The 23,466-nt window shown below is 70.6% G+C and carries 19 protein-coding genes; 13 read left to right on the forward strand and 6 right to left on the reverse strand.

All coding sequences use genetic code 11. The annotated features are described in order from the left end of the window. Positions 1 to 118: 118 nt before the first annotated feature. The 3 genes from E1181_RS09635 to E1181_RS09645 all read left to right on the forward strand — a co-directional run bounded on the left by E1181_RS09635 (position 119) and on the right by E1181_RS09645 (position 2,928). The gene (locus tag E1181_RS09635) at positions 119 to 1,312 is read left to right on the forward strand and encodes a Glu/Leu/Phe/Val family dehydrogenase (RefSeq protein WP_132673635.1); all 1,194 of its coding nucleotides are present in this window, start codon (positions 119 to 121) and stop codon (positions 1,310 to 1,312) included. A 308-nt stretch (positions 1,313 to 1,620) separates the two neighbouring features. Continuing rightward, positions 1,621 to 1,824, forward strand: coding sequence for a cold-shock protein (locus tag E1181_RS09640; protein WP_093422519.1), 204 nt, complete (start codon positions 1,621 to 1,623; stop codon positions 1,822 to 1,824). A gap of 165 nt (positions 1,825 to 1,989) precedes the next feature. Beyond that, on the forward strand, positions 1,990 to 2,928 hold the full coding sequence (locus E1181_RS09645; RefSeq protein ID WP_132673636.1) for an NAD-dependent epimerase/dehydratase family protein: 939 nt from the start codon (positions 1,990 to 1,992) through the stop codon (positions 2,926 to 2,928). Positions 2,929 to 3,020: 92 nt separating this feature from the next. Here E1181_RS09645 and E1181_RS09650 read toward each other — a convergent pair whose 3' ends face one another. Beyond that, positions 3,021 to 5,903, reverse strand: coding sequence for an FAD-binding and (Fe-S)-binding domain-containing protein (locus E1181_RS09650; RefSeq protein ID WP_235876652.1), 2,883 nt, complete (start codon positions 5,901 to 5,903; stop codon positions 3,021 to 3,023). 169 nt (positions 5,904 to 6,072) lie between these two features. Here E1181_RS09650 and E1181_RS09655 point away from each other — a divergent pair, with 169 nt between their 5' ends. The 3 genes from E1181_RS09655 to E1181_RS09665 all read left to right on the forward strand — a co-directional run bounded on the left by E1181_RS09655 (position 6,073) and on the right by E1181_RS09665 (position 10,207). Continuing rightward, positions 6,073 to 7,263 (forward strand): pyridoxal-phosphate-dependent aminotransferase family protein, encoded by a 1,191-nt coding sequence (locus E1181_RS09655; RefSeq protein ID WP_132673637.1) that lies wholly within the window; start codon positions 6,073 to 6,075, stop codon positions 7,261 to 7,263. Positions 7,264 to 7,265: 2 nt separating this feature from the next. Then, entirely contained in the window at positions 7,266 to 8,531 is a 1,266-nt protein-coding gene (locus E1181_RS09660) for an SLC13 family permease (RefSeq protein WP_132673638.1), read from the forward strand. A 305-nt stretch (positions 8,532 to 8,836) separates the two neighbouring features. Next, on the forward strand, positions 8,837 to 10,207 hold the full coding sequence (locus E1181_RS09665; RefSeq protein WP_132673639.1) for an FAD-binding oxidoreductase: 1,371 nt from the start codon (positions 8,837 to 8,839) through the stop codon (positions 10,205 to 10,207). 50 nt (positions 10,208 to 10,257) lie between these two features. Here the strand turns inward: E1181_RS09665 and E1181_RS31390 are convergent, their stop codons facing one another. The 5 genes from E1181_RS31390 to E1181_RS09685 form a co-directional block, all read right to left on the reverse strand. Then, complete coding sequence (locus E1181_RS31390; RefSeq protein WP_165944003.1) at positions 10,258 to 10,425, reverse strand: hypothetical protein; 168 nt, start codon at positions 10,423 to 10,425, stop codon at positions 10,258 to 10,260. Between the two features lie 64 nt (positions 10,426 to 10,489). Beyond that, positions 10,490 to 11,947 carry an amino acid permease gene (locus tag E1181_RS09670; RefSeq protein ID WP_132673640.1) on the reverse strand — a complete coding sequence of 486 codons (1,458 nt, stop codon included), beginning with the start codon at positions 11,945 to 11,947 and terminating at the stop codon, positions 10,490 to 10,492. Positions 11,948 to 12,094: 147 nt separating this feature from the next. Next, a complete protein-coding gene (locus tag E1181_RS09675; RefSeq protein ID WP_132673641.1) occupies positions 12,095 to 14,179 on the reverse strand; it encodes a catalase in 2,085 nt (694 codons plus the stop codon). 87 nt (positions 14,180 to 14,266) lie between these two features. Next, positions 14,267 to 14,767 carry a VTT domain-containing protein gene (locus E1181_RS09680; protein ID WP_235876653.1) on the reverse strand — a complete coding sequence of 167 codons (501 nt, stop codon included), beginning with the start codon at positions 14,765 to 14,767 and terminating at the stop codon, positions 14,267 to 14,269. 38 nt (positions 14,768 to 14,805) lie between these two features. Then, complete coding sequence (locus E1181_RS09685) at positions 14,806 to 15,507, reverse strand: FadR/GntR family transcriptional regulator (protein WP_132673642.1); 702 nt, start codon at positions 15,505 to 15,507, stop codon at positions 14,806 to 14,808. A gap of 179 nt (positions 15,508 to 15,686) precedes the next feature. Here E1181_RS09685 and E1181_RS09690 point away from each other — a divergent pair, with 179 nt between their 5' ends. The 7 genes from E1181_RS09690 (at position 15,687) to E1181_RS09720 (ending at position 23,321) form a co-directional block, all read left to right on the forward strand. Beyond that, positions 15,687 to 17,141 carry an acyl-CoA synthetase gene (locus E1181_RS09690; protein ID WP_132673705.1) on the forward strand — a complete coding sequence of 485 codons (1,455 nt, stop codon included), beginning with the start codon at positions 15,687 to 15,689 and terminating at the stop codon, positions 17,139 to 17,141. Beyond that, positions 17,134 to 18,468: a carboxyl transferase domain-containing protein gene (locus E1181_RS09695; RefSeq protein ID WP_132673643.1), complete on the forward strand. Its 1,335-nt coding sequence runs from the start codon at positions 17,134 to 17,136 to the stop codon at positions 18,466 to 18,468. Before E1181_RS09690 ends, E1181_RS09695 begins: the two co-directional genes overlap by 8 nt. Before the next feature lie 178 nt (positions 18,469 to 18,646). Then, positions 18,647 to 19,432, forward strand: a complete 786-nt coding sequence (locus E1181_RS09700) for a 2,3-dihydro-2,3-dihydroxybenzoate dehydrogenase (protein WP_132673706.1) — start codon at positions 18,647 to 18,649, stop codon at positions 19,430 to 19,432. Positions 19,433 to 19,458: 26 nt separating this feature from the next. Then, complete coding sequence (dhbC, locus tag E1181_RS09705; protein ID WP_132673644.1) at positions 19,459 to 20,715, forward strand: isochorismate synthase DhbC; 1,257 nt, start codon at positions 19,459 to 19,461, stop codon at positions 20,713 to 20,715. 17 nt (positions 20,716 to 20,732) lie between these two features. Further along, a complete protein-coding gene (locus tag E1181_RS09710) occupies positions 20,733 to 22,358 on the forward strand; it encodes a (2,3-dihydroxybenzoyl)adenylate synthase (RefSeq protein ID WP_132673645.1) in 1,626 nt (541 codons plus the stop codon). A gap of 41 nt (positions 22,359 to 22,399) precedes the next feature. After that, the gene (locus E1181_RS09715) at positions 22,400 to 23,053 is read left to right on the forward strand and encodes an isochorismatase family protein (RefSeq protein ID WP_132673646.1); all 654 of its coding nucleotides are present in this window, start codon (positions 22,400 to 22,402) and stop codon (positions 23,051 to 23,053) included. 31 nt (positions 23,054 to 23,084) lie between these two features. Beyond that, a complete protein-coding gene (locus E1181_RS09720; protein WP_132673647.1) occupies positions 23,085 to 23,321 on the forward strand; it encodes a phosphopantetheine-binding protein in 237 nt (78 codons plus the stop codon). The last annotated feature ends 145 nt before the right edge of the window (positions 23,322 to 23,466 follow it).

The raw sequence follows: 23,466 nt of genomic DNA on the forward strand, positions 1-23,466 counted from the left end.
AGTTAGCACACATCTGATCGGGCTATTCCGACAACCAGGGCGGTAATCCCGCCCTATGTCGGCATAGCCCGATCGAGTTACCCCGCCTCGTATGCGCTCTGAAAGGAGGTATTCGCCCATGGGACTCGTCGGCGGCGAACCGCTCATGAAGGTGACTTGGACGGATCCGGTGACGGGAAGCAATGGCTTCCTGGTCGTGCACACCCTGGTGTCGGGTCTGGCCACCGGTGGGACGCGGATGCGTGCCGGTTGCACGATGGAAGAAGTCGAGCACCTGGCGCGCGGCATGGCCCGCAAGACCGCGGTGTTCGAGCTGCCCGTGGGCGGAGCCAAGGGCGGCATCGACTGCGACCCGAAGGACCCGCAGGCCAAGGGAGTGCTCCGGCGCTACCTCCAGGCGATGCGCCCGTGGCTGGACGCGCACTGGGTGACCGCCGAGGACCTGGGCGTGCCCCAGCACCTGATCGACGAGGCCTTCGAAGAGCTCGGAATGCACCAGTCCTACCACGCGGCGATCCGCCGGGCGCCGGACGCGGAGCGCACGCTGCGCCGGGTCCGGGCCGGGCTCAACGCGCCGGTGCCGGGTGGCCTGCTGCTCGGTGACGTGGTCGGCGGCTACGGCGTCGCCCAGTGCTGCCTGGGCGTGGTGCACGCCCGCGACTGGGACGCGCACGAGACCACCGTCGCGGTGCAGGGCGTGGGGACCATGGGCGGCGGCGCCGCCTTCTACCTGCACGAAGCAGGCCTGAAGGTGGTGGCCCTCGCCGATGCGGCCGGAACCCTCTACCACCCGGACGGCCTGGACGTCCCGGCTCTGCTGGAGACCCGCGACCGCTTCGGCGAGATCGACCGCGACCAGGTTCCGGCCGACGTCCAGCGGCTGCCGCGCGACGCGGTGCTCTCGCAGGAGGTCGACGTGCTGATCCCGGCCGCGGTCTCCTTCGCCATCGGCACCGACCAGGTGCCGGACGTGGCGGCGCGGGTGATCGTCGAGGCGGCCAACAACCCGGTCACCCCCGAGGCCGAGGAGCTGCTGGCGACTCGCGGCATCCCGGTGATCCCGGACTTCGTGGCCAACGCCGGCGCCGCGGCGTGGGCGTGGTGGCTGCTGCTGGGCAGGGTGGACGCCGACCCGGTGCTGTCCTTCCAGGTGCTGCGCGAGGAGATGCTGGCCAAGATCCCGCTGCTGCTCGCGGCGTGGGACACCGAGGGGCACACCCCGCGCGACGCGGCGCTGATGCTGGCCGAGCGGCGGAACGAGCAGAACCGTGTCGCCGAGGAGAGCGGGCAGGCGCTGCTGAGCATCCCGTGACGGCGCGTCGTGGTCCCCGGGTCGAGACCGGCCCGGGGACCACGACGTCCGGCGGTTGAAAAGCGCTGCGGCGGACCGGATACGGTCTCATGCTGACTCGCTGCGATCAACGTGTGACAACCCGCAACCGTGGTGCTAGCGTGACTCGTGGTTGCGGTTTTGGTCCTTGCAGTACTGGAAAGAGTGCCTGCCAGAACGCAGGCGCTTTTTTTGTGCCGTGGTCGCTCCGCGGGCTGCCGGTGATCAGCTCTGGCAACCAGGGGTCGGCGCAGTGTTGACCCTGGTCAGCAGAAACGGGAGAACAAGGAATGGCAAGCGGTACGGTCAAGTGGTTCAACGCCGAGAAGGGCTACGGGTTCATCACCCCCGACGGCGGTGGCGCTGACGTCTTCGCCCACTACTCCGCCATCGATGCCACGGGTTTCCGCACGCTGGAGGAGAACCAGCGCGTGGAGTTCGAGATCGCCCAGGGCCCGAAGGGTCCGCAGGCGGCCGGCATCCGCACGGTGTGACACTTCCTCCGTCTGGACGGGTGGCGGGTCGTGACCGCCGACCCGCCGCTCGTCGCAGATGATCTTCCTCTCGCCGATCACCGGCGAGTTTCACCCGATGGGGCAAGGGGTTCCGGGGTAACCTCAGGGCTCGCTGACGTTTGACCAGATGCGAGGTTCCGGGGAATGCCCCTGCGTGTGGTTGTCGCCGGTGCGACAGGTGTGGTCGGGAGGGCGCTGCTGCCGCTGCTGCGGGAGCGCGGTCACCACGTGACGGCGCTGGCGCGCAAAGCCGACCGGTTGGAAGAGCTGTCCGTCGACGAGATCGCGGCGGTCGATCTCCTGGAGCCCGATGCGCTGCGCATACACCTGCGCCGCGCCGCTCCCGACGTCGTGATCGACCAGAGCTCCGCCTTCGGCGCCGCCGACCCGCAGGAAGCCCTGCAGCGCACGGCGAAACTCCGCGAGCGAGGCACCAAGAACCTGATGGACGCCGCCGTGGCCGCGGGCGCGCGCCGGTTCATCGCCCAGGGCATGACGGCCGCCTACCGCCCGCACGGCCACGACGTCCTCGAGGAGGACTCCCCGCTGTGGGTGCACGTCCCGGGCCGCTGGGGCGACCTGGTGCGGGCACTGGCCTCCGTGGAGGAGGACCTGTTCAGCCGCCCGGGCATCGAGGGCGTGTCGCTGCGCTACGGCTCGCTGTACGGGCCGGACACCCACTACGCACCCGGCGGTGACGTGCACGCCCGCGTGGTCGGCAGCGAGCTGCCGCTGGTCGGCGACGGGGTCGGGCTCACCTCCTTCACCCACGTGGACGATGCCGCCGGGGTGATCCTGGAGCTGCTCGAAGGCGGCGATCCGGGCGCCTACAACGTCGTCGACAACGAGCCGGCCGAGTCCAGCGAATGGCTGCCCGCCTACGCCAGGATGGCCGGTGCACCCGCCCCGGTCGCGCTGACCATGGAACAGGCGAAGTCCCAGCTGGACTGGCTGACCGTGCACCAGCTCACCGAGCAGCGCGGGGCGAGCAACTTCCGGCTCCGCGAGACCCTGGGCTGGAAGCCCTCCTGGCCGAGCTGGCGGGAGGGCTTCGCCTCCCTCTTCGGCCTCTGGCCCGCCTGAGCGGGTGACGGCGGTGGTGGTCCGAACTGTCCGGGCGAACCGGACGTCGTCACGGACGGTTCGGAGCACAACCACCACCGGCCGAGGGCGGGTCACCCGAAGACGGCGTCGTGGAGCAGTTCGACCGGGTGCTTGGCCTGACGGCCGGTTCCGTGGGCGACCTGCTGGCGGCAGGAGACCCCGGTGGCGGCCACCGCCGCGTCGGCCGAACCCTCGATCGCGGGGAAGAGCCGCTGCCCGCCGATGCGCATCGACAGCTCGTAGTGCTCGGTCTCGAAGCCGAACGACCCTGCCATGCCGCAGCATCCCGCGTCGAGCACGTCGACCTCGGAGAGGTGCCCCAGCAGGCGGGCCGACGAGGTCGTGCCCAGCACCGCCTTCTGGTGGCAATGACCGTGGAACAGGACCTTCTCCGGACCCCGTGACGGCGTGAGGGTGCCGTCGTCCAAGGCCTCCAGGAGCAGGTCCTCGACGAGGCTCGCGCTGCCGGCCACCCGCGAGTCACCCAGCAGCTTGGGGTGCTCGTCGCACAGCGTCGACACGCACGACGGCTCGCACCCCACGATCCGCACGCCCCGCCCGGCCTCCGGCGCGAGCTTGGCGACCAGCTTCCCGGCGACCTTCTTCGCCTGGAGGAGAAGGCCTTTGGAGATCTGCGGGCGCGCGCAGCACACCTGCGACTCGACCCGCACCCGCCATCCCGCGTGTTCCAGGAGGCGGATCGCCGCCTGCCCGATGGCCGGCTCGGTGTGGCTGGTGAACGAGTCGGCCAGGAACACCACGTCACCCCGCTCGCCCGGGGTGACTCCCGGAGCGGTCGGGGTGGCGGGACGGGACCGGTTCCAGCGCAACAGGTCGTCCCGGCGGAAACCGGGCAGCGGGCGCCTGCTGTCGATCCCGGTGATCTTCTGCATCAGGGCCCGCACGGGCTTCGGCCGGGCGAGCGCGTTGGTCAGCGGCGCGGCCATCGCGCCCAGCCGGTAGAGCCGCCGGGTGGCGCCGAAGATCCGCGTCCGCAGGTCGGTCCCGTGCTGCGCGTGGTGGTGGGCCAGGGCTTCGCTCTTGAGCGTGGCCATGTCCACCGACATCGGGCATTCGTGCTGGCACGCCTTGCACTCCAGGCACAGGTCGAGCACCTCGTTGAGCCGGTCGCCGCCCAGCGCCGCCTTCGGGTCGGGCTCGGAGAGCGCGAGCACCAGGGCGTTCGCCCGGCCTCGCGTGGAGTGCTCCTCATCGCGGGTGGCCATAAACGACGGGCACATCACCCCGCCCGAGGTGTCGGGCTTGCGGCAGGCGCCGATGCGCTGGCAGCGCTCGGCCTCCCCGCGCATCCCGCCGTACCGGGTGAAGTCGAAGTGCGTGTCCAGCGGCGCTGCCACCGGGATCGTCGGCTCGCGCAGGTTCTCGGTCATCGGCGGAGCGTCGACGATCTTGCCGGGGTTCATGATGCCGTCCGGGTCGAATAGCGCCTTGACCTCGCGCATCGCCTCGTAGACGGTGTCGCCGAAGATCTTCCGGTTGAACTCGCTGCGCGCGTACCCGTCGCCGTGCTCGCTGGAGTTCACCCCGCCGTAGGACAGCGCGAGATCGCAGACCTCCTCGGCGACCTTGCGCATGGTGGCGACCTGGTCGGGGCGCGTGAGGTCCATGAACGGGCGCACGTGCAGGCAGCCGGCCGAGGCGTGCCCGTAGAACCCGGCGCGCAGCCCGTGGTCGTCGAGGATCTCGGCGAACCGGGTCGTGTACTCGGCCAGGTGCTCCGGTGGCACGGCGGTGTCCTCGACGAACGCCACCGATCGCTCGGTGGCGTCGCCCGCGGCCATCAGAAGCCCGAGGCCGGACTTGCGCAGGGCGCGCAGCGGCGCGAGCTCGGCGCCGGTGGCTGCCAGCCGGGTCGCGTAGCCGTGCCCTTCGGCCTGCCACGCGGCCACGAGTCCTTCGGCCGCGGCACGGGCTTCCTCGACGGTGTCGCCGTAGAACTCGGCGAACATCAGCGCGCGCGGATCTCCTTCCAGCGCGCGGAAGAGGTGCTCGTGCTCCGGTGACCGGCGGGCGAGGTCGAGGATGAAGTTGTCCACCATCTCGATCCCGGCGGCGCCGGTGCGCATCGCCGCGTCGGTGCCCGCGATGCACGCGGCGGTGGAGTCGAAGTGCCCGACGACCATCACGGTCGCCTTCGGCTTCGGGGTGAGCCGCACCAGCGCTTCGGTGACGGTGACCAGCGTTCCCTCGGCGCCGACGACGAACTTCGCCAGGTCGAACGGCCCGTCGGCCAGCCGGTCGAGCCGGTAGCCGCCGGCCCGCCGCCAGAACTGCTGGGTCTGGTCGGCCAGCCCCGGACGCGCGGAGTCGACGATCTCCGGCAGCCGCCGGTGGATCCGTCCCTCCAAGGTGTCCGAAGTGGACTTCGCCGCGAGCTCGGCGGCTGACAGCTCGCCCAGCGACACCGGGGTGCCGTCGGAGAGCACGACTTCCAGGCCTTCGACGTGGTCGATGGTCATGCCGTAGCGGGCCGAGCGGGAACCGCAGGAGTTGTTGCCGATCATGCCGCCGAGCGTGGCGCGGTTGCTGGTGGAGGTGTCCGGGGCGAAGAACAGCCCGTGCGCTCCGGCGGCGAGGTTGAGCTCGTCCTGCACCACTCCGGGCTGCACCCGCGCGAGCCCGCGTTCCGGGTCGAGCTCCAGGATCCGGTTCATGTGCTTGGAGAAGTCCAGCACCACCGCCTCGCCGACGGTCTGCCCGCAGTGGCTGGTCCCCGCACCGCGCGGCAGCACGGCGACACCGGCCTGGCGGCAGAGCCGGACGGTGGTCGCGACGTCCTCGGCGTGGCGCGGGAAGACCACGCCGAGTGGCCGGACCCGGTACATGCTGGCGTCGGTGGAGTAGAGGTGGCGGGTGTAGTCGTCGAAGCGGACGTTGCCGTCCAGGCTCCGGGCGAGTTCGGTGGCGATCCCTGCGGTGGCGACGTTGCGCACTGGGTTTCCTTCCAGCGTTTTCCGGCCGATTTCGCGGCCGTGACCAGCTAGAACCGTTGTCAAGGGGGAAGTGAGCCACTTGACATGATCGGCTTGCTGTCTACAGAATTCAACCCACCGAGACTTGGTTTTCACATTCCGGAAGAGCGTCCTCACCGTGGAGGAACGAATGTCCGTTGCCAGCAGTCGTCACTTCCTGCAGATCCCCGGTCCGACCAACGTTCCCGACCGGGTGCTGCACGCGATCGCCAAGCCCACCATCGACCACCGGGGCCCCGACTTCGCCGACCTCGCCCTGGAGGTCTTCGACAAACTCCGCGCCGTGGCACGCACTTCCGCCGACGTCGTGGTCTACCCGTCCTCGGGAACCGGGGCGTGGGAGGCCGCACTGGTCAACACGCTCTCGCCCGGCGACGCCGTCCTGATGTGCGAGACTGGGCACTTCTCCGACCAGTGGTCCGAACTGGCCGCCACGCTCGGCCTGCGGCCCGAGACGATCCCGGGGGACTGGCGCAGCGGCGCCGACCCGGGCGTCATCGAGCAGCGGCTGCGAGCCGACTCCGAGCACCGGATCAAGGCCGTGGCCGTGGTGCACAACGAGACCTCCACCGGCGTGGTCAGCGACATCAAAGCGGTGCGCGCGGCCCTCGACGCGGCCGACCACCCGGCGCTCCTGCTGGTCGACACGATCTCCTCGCTGGGATCGGTCGACTACCGGCACGACGAGTGGGGCGTGGACGTCACGATCAGCTGCTCGCAGAAGGGCCTGATGCTGCCGCCGGGCATCGGCCTCAACGTCATCAGCGCGAAGGCGCTGCTGGCCGCGCAGTCGGCGAAGCTCACCAAGTCCTACTGGGACTGGCAGCCGCTGCTCGACTTCGGCAAGCAGGGCTACTTCCGCTACACCCCGCCCACCAACCTGCTCTTCGGCCTGCGCGAAGCCCTGTCGATGCTGCTCGAAGAAGGGCTCGACGAGGTCTACGCGCGCCACGACCGGCACGCCGCGGCCACCCGCGCGGCCGTGCGCGCCTGGGGCCTGGAAGTCCTCTGCCGCGATCCCGAGACGACGCCCGGAACGGACTACAGCAGCGCGCTGACCGCCGTGCTGATGCCGCCGGACCACGACGCCGACCACCTGCGCGAGGTCATCCTGGAGCACTTCGACACCTCGCTCGGCGCGGGACTGTCCAAAGTGGCCAAGAAGGTCTTCCGCATCGGGCACCTCGGCGCCTTCAACGACGCCACCCTGCTCGGAACCCTCGGCGTCGTCGAAGCCGGGCTCACCCTGGCCGGAGTGCCGCACCAGCCGGGCGGCGTCACCGCCGCGATCGCCGAGCTGACCGGCAGATCGGGGGACTGAGCATGTCGCCCGAACTGATCTCGATCCTGGCGCTGGTGGCCATCTTCGTCATCACCGGCGTGTTCTCGGTCAACATGGGCGCGCTCGCCTTCGCCGCCGCGTTCCTCGTCGGCACCCTCGCCGGCGGGATGAGCTCCGACGACATCCTCGCCGGATTCCCCGGCGAGATCTTCATGGTGCTCGTCGGCGTCACGTACCTGTTCGCCATCGCCCGCGCCAACGGCACCATCGACTGGCTGGTCTACCGGTCGGTGCAGTTGGTGCGCGGGAGGCTGGCGCTGGTGCCGTGGGTGATGCTCGCGGTCTCGGCGCTGCTGACCGCCATCGGCGCGGTGCCGCCCGCGGCGGTCGCGATCATCGCCCCGGTCGCGATGGGGCTCGCCGCCAAGCACGGCATCAGCCCGCTGCTGATGTCGGTGATGGTCGTGCACGGCACGATGGTCGGAGGGTTCTCGCCGATCTCGGTGTTCGGCGTCATCGTCAACGGCGTCGTCGACGACAGCGGGCTGCAGGGCAGTCCGCTGTTCCTGTTCTTCGCCAGCTTCGTGCTCAACCTCGTCTTCGCCGCGGTCGCCTTCGTGCTGCTCGGCGGCCGGAAGACCGCCGAAGTCCCGGTGACGGCCGATGCACCCGGCGCGGCGCGCGACGAGACGTTGCTGGCGCGGGTCGAGATGAGCTGGGACAAGGCGCTGACCCTGCTGGGCATCGTGACCATGGTCGTGCTGACCCTGTTCCTGGAGCTGGACATCGGGCTGGTGGCGATCACCGTCGCGGTCGTGCTCGGTGTCATCTCGCCGCAGGCGCACCGGGACGCGGTCAAGAACGTCACCTGGCCCACCGTGCTGCTGATCTGCGGTGTGCTCACCTACGTCAGCGTGCTGCAGGAGCTGGGCACCGTCGACTACGTCAGCCAGGCGGTCAGCGGCATCGGCGTCCCGCTGCTGTCGGCGTTCCTGCTGTGCCTCATCGGTGCGGTCGTGTCGGCCTTCGCCTCCTCCACGGGCCTGCTCGGCGCGCTGATCCCGCTGGCGGTGCCGCTCATGGCCGCGGGCGAGGTCGGGATCGCGGGCATGGTCGCCGGACTGGCGATCGCCTCCACGGTGGTCGACATCAGCCCGTTCTCCACCAGCGGCGCCATCATGCTCGCCAACTCCCGCGAGCCCGAGCGCGACTCGGTGTTCAAGGGCCTGGCCCTCTACGGCGGAGCCATGGTCGTCATCGCCCCGATCATCGTCTGGCTCACCATGATCGCCCCAGGCATCAACTGACCCGAGAACCAAACCCCACCAGTGAAACCCGAGAACCCCGGAGCCCGATTTCAGTGGAACTCGGGAACCGGATCTCAGCGGAACTCGGGGACCGGGTCTCAGTGGGACTCGGGAACCCGATTTCAGTGGAACTCCGGGATTTCAGTGGAAATCAGGGACCTGAGTTCCACTGAAATCCGGTCCGGAGGGTGTGGGAGGAGGGAGCGGGGAGAGCGGAGAAAATCACTCGGGGTGGGATCGGGGTGTTCGGCGGACTAGGTTCGCGGTGGTAGGACCTGTGTTCGAAGCCTGGGAGAGACGAGGCGATGATCTCCACCGACGCGCTGCGGGAGCTGCTGCCCGAGGGCCGTGTGTTCGACGATCCGGACGTGCTGGCCGCGCACAGCCGCGACCGGGCCACGTTCTGCCCGGCCGGAACCCCGGCCGCGCTCGTGCGGGCCTACGACACCGATGACGTGGCGGCGGTTCTGAAGTGGGCCCACGAGAACCGGGTCCCGGTGGTCCCGCAGGGCGCGCGCTCCGGCCTGTCGGGTGCGGCCAACGCCCTGGACGGCTGCGTGCTGCTGTCGCTGGAGAAGATGGACGCCATCCTCGACATCGACCCCGACGAGCAGCTGGCCGTGGTGCAGCCCGGAGTCGTCAACGGCGTGCTGGCCGCCGCCGTCGCCGAGAAGGGCCTGTTCTACCCGCCGGACCCGGGTTCGCGCAGCATCTCCACCATCGGCGGCAACGTCTCCACCAACGCGGGCGGCATGTGCTGCGTGAAGTACGGCGTGACCGGTGACTTCGTGCGCGGCCTGGAGGTCGTGCTGGCCGACGGCAGGGTGATGCGGACCGGTCGCCGCACCGCCAAGGGCGTCGCCGGGTACGACCTGACCCGCCTGATGGTCGGCGCCGAGGGAACGCTCGGCGTGGTCACCGAGGTGACCGTCGCGCTGCGCCCCGCCAGCGCTCAGCCGCTGACCGCCGTCGCGTTCTTCCCCGAGGTCGCCGGCTCGGCCCGCACCGTCTCCGGCTACCTCGCCGAGGGCTACCAGCCGTCGGTGCTGGAGTTCATGGACGCCTCCTCGGTCAAGGCCGTCCAGCAGATCGCCGACCTGGGATTTCCCGAGGGCATGGCCGCGATGCTGCTGGTGCAGTCCGACCGCGGAGCCGACGCCCCGGCCGATCTCGCGGCCTTCGAGCGGGTGGCGCGCGCGATGGGCGCGGCGGAGGTCGTGGTCTCCGACAGCGCCGCCGAGGGCGAGATGCTGATGCAGGCCCGCCGCCTGGTCGGCGACGCGCACGAGAAGCTCGGCAAGGCGCTGCTCATCGACGACGTCTGCGTGCCCCGCCGTCACCTCGTCGACCTGGTGGAGGGCTTGCAGCGCATCGCCGAGGAGCACCGCGTGCAGGTGCTGTGCTCCGGCCACGCCGGTGACGGCAACATGCACCCGGTGGTCGCCTTCGACGACGGCGACGCCGACGAGACCGCACGCGCCCAGAAGGCCTTCGACGCGATCATGCAGCTCGGCCTGGACCTGGGCGGCACCATCACCGGCGAGCACGGCATCGGTCAGCTCAAGCGCGAGTGGCTGGGCCACGAGCTCGACGAGGCCGGTCTGTGGGCCTCGCGCGCGATCAAGGCCGCGCTGGACCCCCACAACGTACTCAACCCCACGCGGGTCCTGCCGTGACGACGGACGCCGGGCCCCTGACCAGCGGGGACCCGGCGTCGTAGGAGCGGTCAGCGGTCGTAGTCCTCCTCGACCGGAACCTCTCGGGACTGCTCGGAGAAATCGGCCGGATCGGCGTCCAGCGGCACTTCCGCCGGCACGGCCTCGTCCTCACCGGGCAGGTCCTCGGCACGGCGCGACTGCTCGACGGCGTCGGCCTCGGGCGTCTCGGGATTCATCGAACCTCCAAGATGATGGGCTCGGGCACCCTCGACCGTAGCGCCGATCCGGCCCTGCTGTCGGTCAGTCCTCGGCCGGCTGACCGCTGCGCTGACCGAGGTGCGCGTGCCTGCGGCCGTATCCGAAGTAGATCAGCAGGCCCAGCGCCAGCCACACTGCGAACCGCAGCCAGGTCACCACGTCCAGGTTCGACATCAGGTACAGGCACGCCAGGGCGGTGATGACCGGCAGCACCGGCGACAGCGGCATCCGGAACGGGCGGTGCAGGTCGGGTTTGGTGCGCCGCAGCACCGGCACCGCCAGCGCCACGATCAGGAACCCGGACAGCGCGCCGATGCTGACCATGTCCGACAGCTCCGAGATCGGGATGAACCCGGCCAGCAGCATGATCACCACCGCACCGCCGATGGTCATCCGGTGCGGGGTGCCCCACTTCGGGTGCACCTGCGACAGCTTCGGCGGCAGCAGGCCGTCGCGGCTCATGGCGAACCCGATGCGGCCGATGGTCACCAGCTCCACCATCATCACCGAGGTCAGGCCGGTCACCGCGCCCAGCGAGATCAGCGCGGCCACCCACGGCTGGCCGACCGACTGGAACGCCGCCGACAGCGGGGCGCCCTCGTCGATCTGCTGGTAGTCGACCATCGCGGCCAGCACGAACGCCACCAGCACGTACAGCAGGGTGCAGACGATGAGGCTGCCCAGCAGTCCCACCGGCAGGTCGCGCCGGGGGCGCTTGGTCTCCTCGCCGAGGTTGGCCAGCGCCTCGAAGCCGGTGTAGGCGAAGAACACGATGGCCGCCGCGGTGAGCACGCCGCCGAAGCCGTAGACCGACTGCTCCATGCCCAGCAGCGCCGACACCAGCGGCTGCTCCAGGACGCTCGCCCCGCTCTCGGCGGGTTGCGCCGGCGGGACGAAGGGGTCCAGGTTGGCGCCGTTGACGAAGAACAGGCCGGCGACGATGACCAGCACGCACACCGCGACCTTGACCACGACCAGCGCGTTGGTCAGCCACGAGGACTCGCGGATGCCGATGACCGCCACCGCGGTCAGCACCGCGATGATCAGCATCGCGCCCACGTTGATGGTGGCGTCCTCGCCGAACCACGCTTGCGGAAGGCCCAGCAGGTTGGCGATGTAGCCCGACCAGCTCCGCGACACCACCGCCGCGCCGAGGGCGAACTCCAGCAGCAGGTCCCACCCGATGATCCAGGCGAACAGCTCGCCCAGCGTCGCGTAGGCGTAGGTGTAGGCGCTGCCCGCCGTGGGCACCGACGAGGCCAGCTCGGCGTAGGCGAGGGCCGCCAGCGCCGCCACGATGCCGCCGATGATGAACGACAGCACGACGGCGGGGCCGGCGTGGTCCTTGGCCTCGATCCCGGCGAGGGTGAACACGCCGGTGCCGATGATGATTCCGATGCCGAACCCGACGAGTTCCTTACCGGTGAGCCGGCGGACCAGGCCGCTGCGCTCGCCCCGGGTGAGGATGTCCTCGACGGGCATCGTTCGCAGAAATTTCACGGAGCCGAACGTTAGAAGACGCCACCCGTGATGGCTCACCCCAACTCGCGGAGTGTGACACTACTGGTACTGAACGTGACGCTCGGTGCACGGCGGGAGCCCGCGAGTGATCCTCGCAGACTCCCCGAACCGTGCGAAGCGGACTGATCAGGCGGGTGTGGAGGCGGTGTCGCGGTCCCACTCGCGGTGCTTGCCCAGGGCGGCGGCGAACTGCTCGACGAACTGGTCCGGCAGCGCACCGCCGGTGTTCGCGGCCAGCACGACGCCCGGGTCGGCGCCCTCGCCGTCGGTGCTGATGCCCGCTCGCCGCAGCACCTCCAGTCCCTCGTCGCTGGCGGCGACGGGTTTGTGGTGCTTGTAGGCCTCGGCGACGAAGTGCACGGCGTGCCCGTCGGCGGCCAGCGTCCGCGCGCTCTCGCTCCCGCCGGGCACGATCACCCCGTCGTAGACCACCGACATCGCGGTGCGCGCCGCCACGTCGATGTTCACTTCGGACCCGTCGGCTCCGCGCGCCCGCCCGTCGTGGCTGGCGCCCAGCACCTCGGCGGTCGCGCCGCGCTCGGACAGGCCGCGCCGGATCTGCTCCACCTCGGTGGCGTCGACCCCGTCGGCGACCAGCACCGCGACCTTGCGGGTCGCGATCGAATCGGTGCGGGAGTTGGCCAGGCTCAGCGCCGGGGAGCTCCGGCCGTGGTTCTCGGTCCCGCCCGCCGGCGGGTCGACGCCGATGCCGTGCGCGACGGCCACCGCCAGGTCGTGGTCGACGTGGTCGAGCTCGGCCACGACGCGCTCGCGGACGTGCCGGTGCCCGACCTTGCCCAGCTCGAAGCGGAACGCCTCGACGATGTGGTCCTTCTCCCACGTGGCCATGCTGTTCCAGAACAGGGTGGGCTGGCTGTAGTGGTCGGTGAAGCTCTCGCTGCGCTTGCGGATCTTGTCGCCGTCCACTCTGGTCTGGTAGTGGCGGAACACCTCCGAATCGCCGATCGCGGGACATCCGCCGCTGAGGCTGTTGGGCGTGTAGCTCGTCCCTCCCCTGTGGATGCGCTGCTGGCCGTAGCCGTCGCGCTGGTTGGTCGAGACCTCCGCGACCGGCCGGTTGATCGGGATCTGCGCGAAGTTCGGTCCGCCCAGGCGGATCAGCTGGGTGTCCAGGTAGGAGAAGTTGCGGGCCTGCAGCAGCGGATCGTTGGTGAAGTCGATGCCGGGAACCACGTTGGCGGTGTGGAAGGCGATCTGCTCGGTCTCGGCGAAGAAGTTGTCGGGGTTGCGGTCGAGCACCATCTTGCCCACCGGTCGCACCGGGACCTGCTCCTCAGGGATGATCTTGGTGGCGTCGAGCAGGTCGAAGTCGAAGGCGAACTCGTCGGTCTCGTCGACCAGCTGCACGCCCAGCTCCCACTCCGGGAACTGGCCCGCCTCGATGGCGTCCCACAGGTCGCGCCGGTTGAAGTCGGCGTCCGCGCCGGCGATCTTCTGGCACTCGTCCCACACGAGGGAGTGGCTGCCCAGCACCGGTGTCCAGTGAAACTTCACGAACGTGCCCTTGCCCTGGGCGTTGACCAGACGGAAGGTGTGCACGCCGAAGCCCTGCATCATCCGGTAGCTGCGCGGGATGGCTCGGTCGGACATCAGCCACATCACCGTGTGCAGCGTTTCCGGTTGCAGCGATACGAAGTCCCAGAACGTGTCGTGCGCCGAGGCGGCCTGCGGGATCTCGTTGTGCGGTTCGGGTTTCACCGCGTGCACGAAGTCCGGGAACTTGATGCCGTCCTGGATGAAGAACACCGGGAAGTTGTTGCCGACCAGGTCGTAGTTGCCCTGCTCGGTGTAGAACTTGGTGGCGAAGCCGCGCACGTCGCGCACGGTGTCGGCCGAACCGCGCGAGCCCGCGACGGTGGAGAACCGGACGAACAGGGGAGTGCGCACGTTCGGGTCGGTCAGGAACTTGGCGACCGTGTGCTCGCCCAGCCAGCCGTCGTAGGGCTGGAAGTGCCCGTAGGCACCCGCGCCTCGCGCGTGCACCACCCGTTCGGGGATCCGCTCGTGGTCGAAGTGGGTGACCTTCTCCCGGAAGTGGAAGTCCTCCAGCAGCGTCGGACCGCGCTCACCGGCCTGCAGCGAATCGTCGGTGTGGTCGACCCGCACGCCCTGCTGCGTGGTCAGCTCGGTGTCGGTGAGGTCGGCGCGGACCCCGTCCAGCTGCTCGTGCTTGGCATCGCCGTTGGCCATCGAGATCGGCTCCCCTCGTGTCGAAACGCGGACCGATCCGTGGTTTCCCCTCGCGCGGCCGAACTATGCGCGCACCACCTCTTCGGGTCAGGAACCCAGCCAGCTCACCAGTTCCGGTGCGCCCGCCACGATGAGGAAGTGCCCGATGCGGCCGACCAGGCTCGCGGCGAGGTAACCCAGCAGGGGGAGTCCGGCGGCGCCGGAGAGCAACGACATCAGGCTGAACGGCGGGATGCCGGGAACGGCGCTGACCGCCAGCACGGTCATGCCCCACCAGGGGTGGTCCTGGGTGCGCTGGGGGAACCGCTCGACCCAGGCCGCCCAGCGCCCGGTGCGCTCCTTCTGGACCCGCTTGCTCAGCCGCTCGCCGAGCGCGAAACCGCCCTTGCCGGCGAGGTAGAACAGCGTCTTCGCGGCGACCTGGCCGATCGCGGCCGCCAGCGCGAACGCCCACCACGGCACGCTCTGCACGGTGGGGACCACGCCGAGCAGGTAGAGCTCGATGTTCACCAGCGGGAAGACCGCGCCCAGGGCAGCGGTGCCCGCCGTGCCCAACAACCACCCGATCACCGAAGCGCTGACCCCCACGAGAGAAACCTGCGGCAGCCTATCGGGTGAAGCCGCGATCAGCCCTCGGGGTCCCAGTCCAGCAGCCGCACCCGGCTGACCGTGCGCAGGTGGCGGGCCATCGCCGAGGCGGCGGCCTTGGCGTCGCCGTTGCGGATCGCCTCGGCGATGCGTTCGTGCTGGGCCAGCGACTTCGACGGCCTGCGCGGCTGCCGCAGCGACTCGTTGCGGCTCTCGGCGATCTCCGCGGCGATGGTGCGCATGAACTCGGCCAGCAGCGCGCTGTGCGCGGCGGCGGTCACCGCGGCGTGGAACCGCCGGTCGCCGTCCTGGCCGATCTCGCCGTCCTCGATCTCGGCGCGCATCGCGGCCAGCGCGGCGTCGATCTCGGCCATGTCCTCGTCGGTGCGCCGCTGGGCGGCCAGCTCCGCCAGCTTGGTCTCCATGCCCTCGCGGGCGTCGAGGACGTCGGGCAGCCGCCGCTTGCGCTCGACGAGCTCCTCGACCGGCTCGATCTCCAGCGACTCGCGCAGCAGGTAGGTCCCGCCGCCGTGCCGGACCTCGACCAGGCCCTGCACCTCCAGCACCACGATCGCCTGCTTCACCGACGCCCGGCTCACGCCGAGCTGTTCGGCGAGGGTGCGTTCCGGTGGAAGCCGGTCGCCCGTGCGCAGGCCGGAGTCCGCCACGTGCTCGCGCAACCGCTGGACGACCTGCTCGTAGAGGCGAGGTCGGTTCAGCGGACGGAGAGAATCGGACACCGGCGCGCTCCTGAATCGGAAAGAGGCAAACTGGCTGAGCCAATTCTGCCACATTCCCTTGACTCGTTTCGTCCCAGACGGCAAAAGTTGGATCAGCCAGTGGACCACTGCCGACCCGGCTCGCCGGGCGGTGCGGGTCCGCCGGTGAGAAATTGCCCGGTGAGGACCCGGAGGTGGCCATGGCCGACCAGGTGCTGTTCCCGAAGTTGCGCGAACCCGACGACACCGAGGCGCTGCGTTTCGGCGCGCGGGCCCTGACATACCGGGAACTGGCCGGTCTCGCCGGTGCGATCGCCGAGCGGGTCGCCGGGAAGCGCCGGGTCGCGGTGTGGGCCACCAACACGCTGGAGACGGCCGCCGCCGTCATCGGCGGCCTGAGCGCCGGTGTCGCCGTGGTGCCGATCAACCCGAAGGTGGGGGAGCGGGAGCTCGCCCACATCCTCGGCGACAGCGAACCGGAACTGCTGCTCGCCGAACCCGGCTTCACCCCGCCCGCAGGGCTCGGCGACGTCGAGGTCGCCGAGATCGACCTGACCGCGCGCGGCGGCGACCTGCCCGCCGAAGCCGGCGGCGACGCGCCCGCGCTGATCGTCTACACCTCCGGCACGACCGGCCCGCCCAAGGGCGTCGTGCTGCCCCGCCGCGCCCTGAGCGCCAACCTCGACGCCCTGTCCGAGGCGTGGGAGTGGACCTCGGCCGACGTGCTGGCGCACGCGCTGCCGCTGTTCCACGTGCACGGCCTGATCCTGGGCACCCTCGGACCGGTCCGGCTCGGCGGAACCGTGCACCACCTGGGCAAGTTCTCCTCGAAGGCGATCGCCGAGGAGCTCTCCGGCCCGGCCACGATGATGTTCGGCGTCCCGACCATGTACCACCGGCTGGCCGAGGACGCCGAGAACGACCCGCAGATCGGTCAGGCCGTCGGCAAGGCCCGCCTGCTGGTGTCGGGCTCGGCGGCGCTGCCCGCGGTGGAGCACGAGCGCATCGAGCGGCTCACCGGTCAGCGCGTCGTCGAGCGCTACGGCATGAGCGAGACGATCATGAACTGCGGTGTGCGCGCCGACGGTGACCGCCGCCCCGGCTACGTCGGCAAGCCCTTCGCGGGCGTCGAGCTCAAGCTCGTCGACGAGCAGGGCGCGGAGATCACCACCAGCGATGACGAGACCGTCGGCGAGATCCTGGTGCGCGGCGCCAACCTCTTCAGCGGCTACCTCAACCGCCCGGACGCCACCGAGGCCGCGTTCGCCGACGGCTGGTTCCGCACCGGCGACATGGCCACCCGCGCTCTCGACGGCTACATCCGCATCGTCGGCCGCAAGGCCACTGACATCATCAAGAGCGGCGGCTACAAGATCGGCGCGGGCGAGATCGAGAACTGCCTGCTGGAACACCCCGCGGTGGCCGAGGTCGCCGTCACGGGCGAGGCCGACGCCGACTTGGGCGAGCGCATCATCGCCTGGGTCGTGACCGCGCCCGGCCAGCAGGTCGCCGACGCCGAGCTGGTCGACCACGTGGCCCGGCTGCTCACCCCGCACAAGCGCCCGCGCGAGGTCCGCTTCCGCGACGCGCTGCCGCGCAACGAGATGGGCAAGGTCCAGAAGAAGGCCCTGCAGAAGGGGCCGGGGAATGGCTGAGCACAGCGCGGTTCGCGCGCTGGTCGAGGGCATCGGCCAGGGCTTCGTGGAGTTCGAGCCGCCGTCGCGGCGCACCAGCGCCGACGGCCCGCTCGACTGGCCCGGCTACGCCGACCAGCGCGTCCGCGCGTCCGGCCGCTCCGACACCGACGAATCGGTGCTCTGCGGCCGGGCCGGGCTCGGCGAGCGGGAAGCCGTCCTGATCGCCTTCGACTTCGCCTTCCTAGGCGGTTCGGTTGGTGAGGACACCGGCGCGCGCATCGTGGCCGCCTTCGAGCACGCCCGCGAGCAGCGGCTCCCGGTGATCTCGCTGATCGCCTCCGGCGGAAGCCGCATGCAGGAGGGCATCCGCGCGCTGCAGCAGCTCCAGGCGATCACCCGCGCCTGCCGGCTGGCCGGGCAGGACCGCATCCCGCACATCGCGGTGCTGCGCGATCCGACCACCGGCGGCATGTGGGCCGCGATGGGCGCGGCCGCCGACGTCGTGCTGGCCGCACCCGGTGCCCGCATCTCCTTCGGCGGCGCCCGCGTGCGCTCGGCGGGTGACGACGGCGAGGACTTCCGCGCCGAGGGCAAGTTCTCCGACGGGCAGGTGGACCGCGTCGTCGAGGAGGCTGACCTGCCGCGGGTGCTCGCCGAGCTGGTGGCGCTGCTGCACCCGGCCCGGTTGGCCAGTCCGGAACCCGCTCCGCTCCCGGCCGCGCTCGGCGCGGATCGGCTGCCGGAGACGGGCATGCAGGCCGTCGAACGAGCCCGCGCGGCCGACCGGCCCCGCGCCGGTGAGTACCTGGACGCCTACTTCAGCGCCCGGTTCGAGATCAGCGGTGACCGCGCGGGCGGTCGCGACGAGGGCATGATCTGCGGTTTCGGCGATCACGACGGGCGCGTGGTGGCCTTCGCCGCGCAGACCGGCGACCGCAACTCCCCGGCCGGTTTCCGCACGGCCGCACGCCTGATCCGGCTCGCCGACAAGCTCGGCATCCCGGTGCTCACCCTGGTCGACACCCCCGGCGCCGCCAACGACGCCGAGGCCGAGCGAGCGGGCGTCGGACCGGCTATCGCCGAGGTCTTCGGCGCCGTCGCCGACGCTCGCGTGCCGGTGACGACGCTGGTCATCGGGGAGGGCGGTTCCGGTGGCGCGCTGGCGCTGGCGGCGCCGGAGAACACCTGGGTGACCGCCGACGCCTACTTCGCGGTGATCGCCCCGGAATCCGCCGCGGCGATCCTCAAGCGCGAACCCTCCGAGGTTCCCGAACTCGCCGAACACCTCAGGCTGCGCCCGCAGGACCTGGTGGAACTCGGCTTCGCCCGCGGGATCGCCCGCTGATCCACCGGATCGTCCGGTGTGCGCCGTTGCTCCCATGCGAGCAGCGGATTCGCCCGATGACCGTGCGTCGTCGGTGATCAATGCCACCTCAATGGCGGGAGATTCGCGTCCGGTTCATGTTCTAAACTCAGGCTCGCCTGACGAAGGTTAGGCTAGCCTCAGTTGAGTGAAGGGCGAGATGAACCGCACGGGAATCAGCGGCAAGGTTGCCATCGTGACCGGCGCCGGCCAGGGTATCGGTGCCGCTGTGGCGAGAGCGTTCGCCCAGCTGGGAGCCGACGTCGCGGCAGTGGACCGCAACGGGGACAAGGCCGACGAGACGGTCGAGAAGCTCGCGGCCGAAGGGCACCGGGCGCGCGCCTACCGCGCCGACGTGGCCGACCCGGCCGCGGTCACCGAGGTGGTCACGCGCGTCGAAGCCGAGCAGGGCCCCGCCGACGTGCTCGCCAACGTCGCGGGCGTGCTGCAGGTCGCGACGGTGCAGGAGCTCACCGACGCCGAATGGCAGCGCACCTTCGCGGTCAACACCACCGGTGTGTTCAACGTGTGCCGGGAGGTGTCCAAGCACATGATCTCGCGGCGCCGCGGCTCCATCGTCACCGTCGGCTCCAACGCCGCGGGCGTGCCGCGCCACTCGATGGCCGCCTACGCGGCGTCCAAGGCCGCCGCCACGATGTTCACCAAATCGCTGGGCCTGGAGCTGGCCGAGTACGGCATCCGCTGCAACATCGTCGCGCCCGGCTCCACCGACACCGACATGCAGCGCGGGATGTGGACCGACGGCAACGGCCCGGACCGGGTCATCGCCGGCTCGCTGGAGACCTACAAGGCCGGCATCCCGCTGCGCAAGCTCGCCACCCCGGACGACATCGCCAACGCGGTGGTCTTCCTCGCCTCCGACGAGGCCGGGCACATCACGATGCACGACCTGTACGTCGACGGCGGCGCCACGCTGCGCGCCTGACCTCCGCGATTCGCCGAAAGGTTGTCATGACCACGATCGAGACCGACGGGCGCATCGACGCCGTCGACGACGCACTCGCCGACGACGCCGCCGCCCGCCTGCTGGCCGCCTACGAGCAGGGCCAGTCCTTCCTGTTCTCCAGCCCGCGCGGAGTGCTGCTGACCCGAGGCGTGGCCGCCACCATGTCCAAGACCCAGTGCGCGCGCTCGGACTTACCCGCTCGGATGCAGGAATTCCTCGACGGCGCGGTCGAATTCGGCCGCCGCAACCCGATGGTGGTCGGGGCGGTGCCCTTCGGCGGCACCCTGCCCGCGCACCTGGTGCTGCCCGAGGAGGTCGTGCGCGCCGAACCGCTGAACGTGCTGGTGCCGCAGCAGAAACCGGTCTCCACCCCCGCCTGCTCGGTGCGGCCGGTCCCGGCGCCCGAGGAGTACGAGCGCGGTGTCGCGCGGGCGCTGCGGCGCATGGAGCACGGTGACCTCACCAAGGCCGTGCTGGCGCGCAGCCTGGAGCTGACCTCGGCGGAATCGATCGACGTCCGCGAGGTGCTGCGCAACCTGGCGATGGCCGACCCCGCCAGCTACACCTTCGCCGTCGACCTGCCGCGTCGCGGCGAGGACGGAACCCGCGACAGCTACGGCCCGCAGCCCCCGCTGGAGCGCACCTTCCTGGGCGCCAGCCCCGAGCTGCTGGTGTCCCGGCGCGGCAACGAGGTCCGCTCCAACCCGATGGCCGGATCGCGTCCGCGCAGCACCGACCCGGACGAGGACAAGCGGCGAGCCGCCGAGCTGGCGGCCTCGGAGAAGGACCACCGCGAGCACGCCGTGGTGGTGGAAGCGGTGGCCGAGGCGCTGCGCCCGTTCTGCACCGAGCTGCACGTGCCGCAGGCGCCGACCGTGGTCAGCACCAACGCGATGTGGCACCTGGCCACCGAGATCACCGGCGAGCTGCGCGACGGCTCGACGACCTCGCTGCACCTGGCCGACGCGCTGCACCCGACCCCGGCGGTGTGCGGCACCCCGATCGACCGCGCTCGCGAGGTCATCGCCGAGACGGAGCCGTTCGAACGCGGCTACTACGCGGGCATGGTGGGCTGGTGCGACGCCGCCGGTGACGGCGAGTGGGTGGTGGCCATCCGCTGCGCGGAGGTCGAGGACCAGGAGATGCGGCTGTTCGCCGGTGCCGGAATCGTCCCGGGCTCAGACCCGGCCGATGAGCTCGCCGAGACCTCGGCGAAGTTCCGCACCGCGCTCACGGCGATGGGCCTGAACCAGGCAGTCTGAGGGGAAATCAGCCGATCATGATCGCAAATCTGCCCGGCGTGACGCTCTGGCCCGACGAGTTCGCCGAGCGCTACCGCGCCGCGGGGTACTGGCAGGGCTACACCTTCGGCCAGCTGCTGCGGGTGCGCGCCACCAAGCATCCCGACCGCGTGGCCGTCGTCGAGGGCGAACGGCGGATCACCTACGGCGAACTGGACCGCCGCGCCGACCGGCTGGCGGCCGGGCTGCGCGAGCGCGGCATCGGCAAGGGCGACCGGGTCGTCGTCCAGCTGCCCAACGTCGCCGAGTTCTTCGAGGTCTGCTTCGGCCTCTTCCGGCTGGGCGCGGTGCCGGTGTTCGCGCTGCCCTCGCACCGGATGACCGAGATCTCCTACTTCTGCGAGTTCAGCGAGGCCGCCGCCTACATCACCGTCGACACCGAGGCCGGGTTCGACCACCGGGCGCTGGCCGCCGACGTCGCCGCGAAGCAGGAGGGGTTGCAGGTGTTCGTCGTCGGCGACCCCGGCGAGTTCACCGCGCTGTCCGATGTGGACGCCGATGCGGTGGAGCTGGACGAGCCCACGCCGAGCGACATCGCGTTCCTGCAGCTCTCCGGCGGGAGCACGGGCGTGCCCAAGCTGATCCCGCGCACCCACGACGACTACATCTACTCCTTCCGCGCCAGCAACGACCTCTGCGGCGTCACCGAGGACACCGCGTACCTCGTGGCGCTGCCCGCCGCGCACAACTTCCCGATGAGCTCGCCCGGCACCTTCGGCGTGCTGCACGCCGGCGGCCGGGTCGTGCTCGCGCGCCGGCCCAGCCCCGACGAGGTCTTCCCGCTGGTCGAGCGCGAGAAGGTCACGCTGACCGCCGCGGTGCCGCCGCTGGCGCTGCTGTGGCTCGACGCGGCCGCCGAGACCGAGCACGACCTGTCCAGCCTGGAAGTGCTGCAGGTCGGTGGCGCCAAGTGCAGCGAGGAGGTCGCGCGGCGGGTCCGGCCGGTGCTCGGTGCGACGTTGCAGCAGGTCTTCGGCATGGCCGAGGGCCTGGTCAACTACACGCGGCTGGACGACCCCGAGGACGTCATCGTCACCACCCAGGGACGCCCGATCTCGGCCGACGACGAGGTGCTGGTCGTCGACGACGAGGACAACCCCGTCGCGGCGGGGGAGACCGGGCACCTGCTCACCCGGGGCCCGTACACGATCCGCGGCTACTACAAGGCCGAGGAGCACAACGCGCGCGCCTTCACCCCCGAGGGCTTCTACCGCACCGGCGACGTCGTCCGGTTCACCGCCGAGGGCAACATCGTCGTCGAAGGCCGGGCGAAGGACCAGATCAACCGAGGTGGCGAGAAGGTCGCGGCCGAGGAGGTCGAGAACCACCTGCTGGCCCACCCCGCCGTGCACGACGCCGCCGTGGTGTCCATGCCCGACGACTACCTGGGGGAGCGGACCTGCGCGTTCGTCGTCCCGCGCGGTGAGCGGCCGAAGGCGCGCGAGCTGATCAAGTTCGTCCGCGAGCGCGGCCTGGCCGGTTACAAGGTCCCGGACCGCGTGGTGTTCGTCGAGCAGTTCCCGCAGACCGGGGTGGGCAAGGTCTCCAAGCGCGACCTGCGCGAGGCCATCAGTCGCGATCTGGTGCCGAAACTCGGCCGCTGACAACGACTTTTCACGATCAGAAGACATCGAAGGGGGAGCCCGTGGCGCTTCCGAGCATCGCACCCTACACCGTTCCGCAGGACGGCGAGCTGCCGGCGAACAAGGTCTCCTGGCGGCCCGACGCGGAACGCGCGGTGCTGCTGATCCACGACATGGAGCGGCACTTCGTCAACGCCTTCACCCCCGGCGCCGAACCGCTGAACCAGGTCGTGCCCAACATCGCGCTGCTGCGCGAACGGGCCCGCGCCGCAGGCGTTCCGGTGGTCTACTGCGCCCAGCCGGGCGGCCAGACCCCGGAGCAGCGCGGGCTGCAGCTGGAGTGGTGGGGTCCGGGGGTCGCCGACCCGGCCATGGAGGCGATCATCGACGAGCTGGCGCCCGGAGCGGGTGACGTCCAGCTGACCAAGTGGCGCTACAGCGCTTTCCAGCGCACGGACCTGCGCCGCCGGATGCAGGAGTGGAACCGCGACCAGCTGATCATCACCGGCATCTACGCGCACATCGGGTGCCTGATGACCGCCGCGGAGGCGTTCCAGCAGGAGGTCCAGGCGTTCTTCGTCGCCGACGCGGTCGCCGACTTCTCGCGCGCCGACCACGACATGGCCGTCTCCTACGCCGCCCGCAACTGCGGCGTCGTCGACACCACCCGCAACCTGTCCCGCGACCTCGTCGCCCACGAATCCGAAGTCGCCTGATCCGGAACACCTTCCAGGAGAATCCCGAACCATGGCTGAGAAGCTCACCCTCGAAGCGGTCCGCGAGCAGGTCGCCGAACTGCTCTACGAAGACCCCTCCGAACTCGCCGACGACGAGGACCTCATCGACTGGGGCCTGGACTCGGTGCGGATCATGACCCTCGTCGAGCAGTGGCGCAAGCAAGGCGTCCAGATCACCTTCGCCGACCTCGCCGAACGCCCGACCCTCGCCGACTGGTGGAAGGTCCTCGAACCCAAGGTCCGCTGACCCGCACCCGACGCACAATCCTCGAATCTCGAGCCCTCCTCCCGCGCTCGGGCGTGTACGCCCAGGTCAGTGAGGTGGGTGTCGAATTTCGCGAGAATTTCGACCCTGAACTTCTGAGGTCGAAATTCTCGCGAAATTCGAGGGC

Origin of the sequence: Saccharopolyspora terrae (assembly GCF_004348435.1) — a bacterium.
GTDB classification, from domain to species: Bacteria; Actinomycetota; Actinomycetes; order Mycobacteriales; family Pseudonocardiaceae; genus Saccharopolyspora; species Saccharopolyspora endophytica.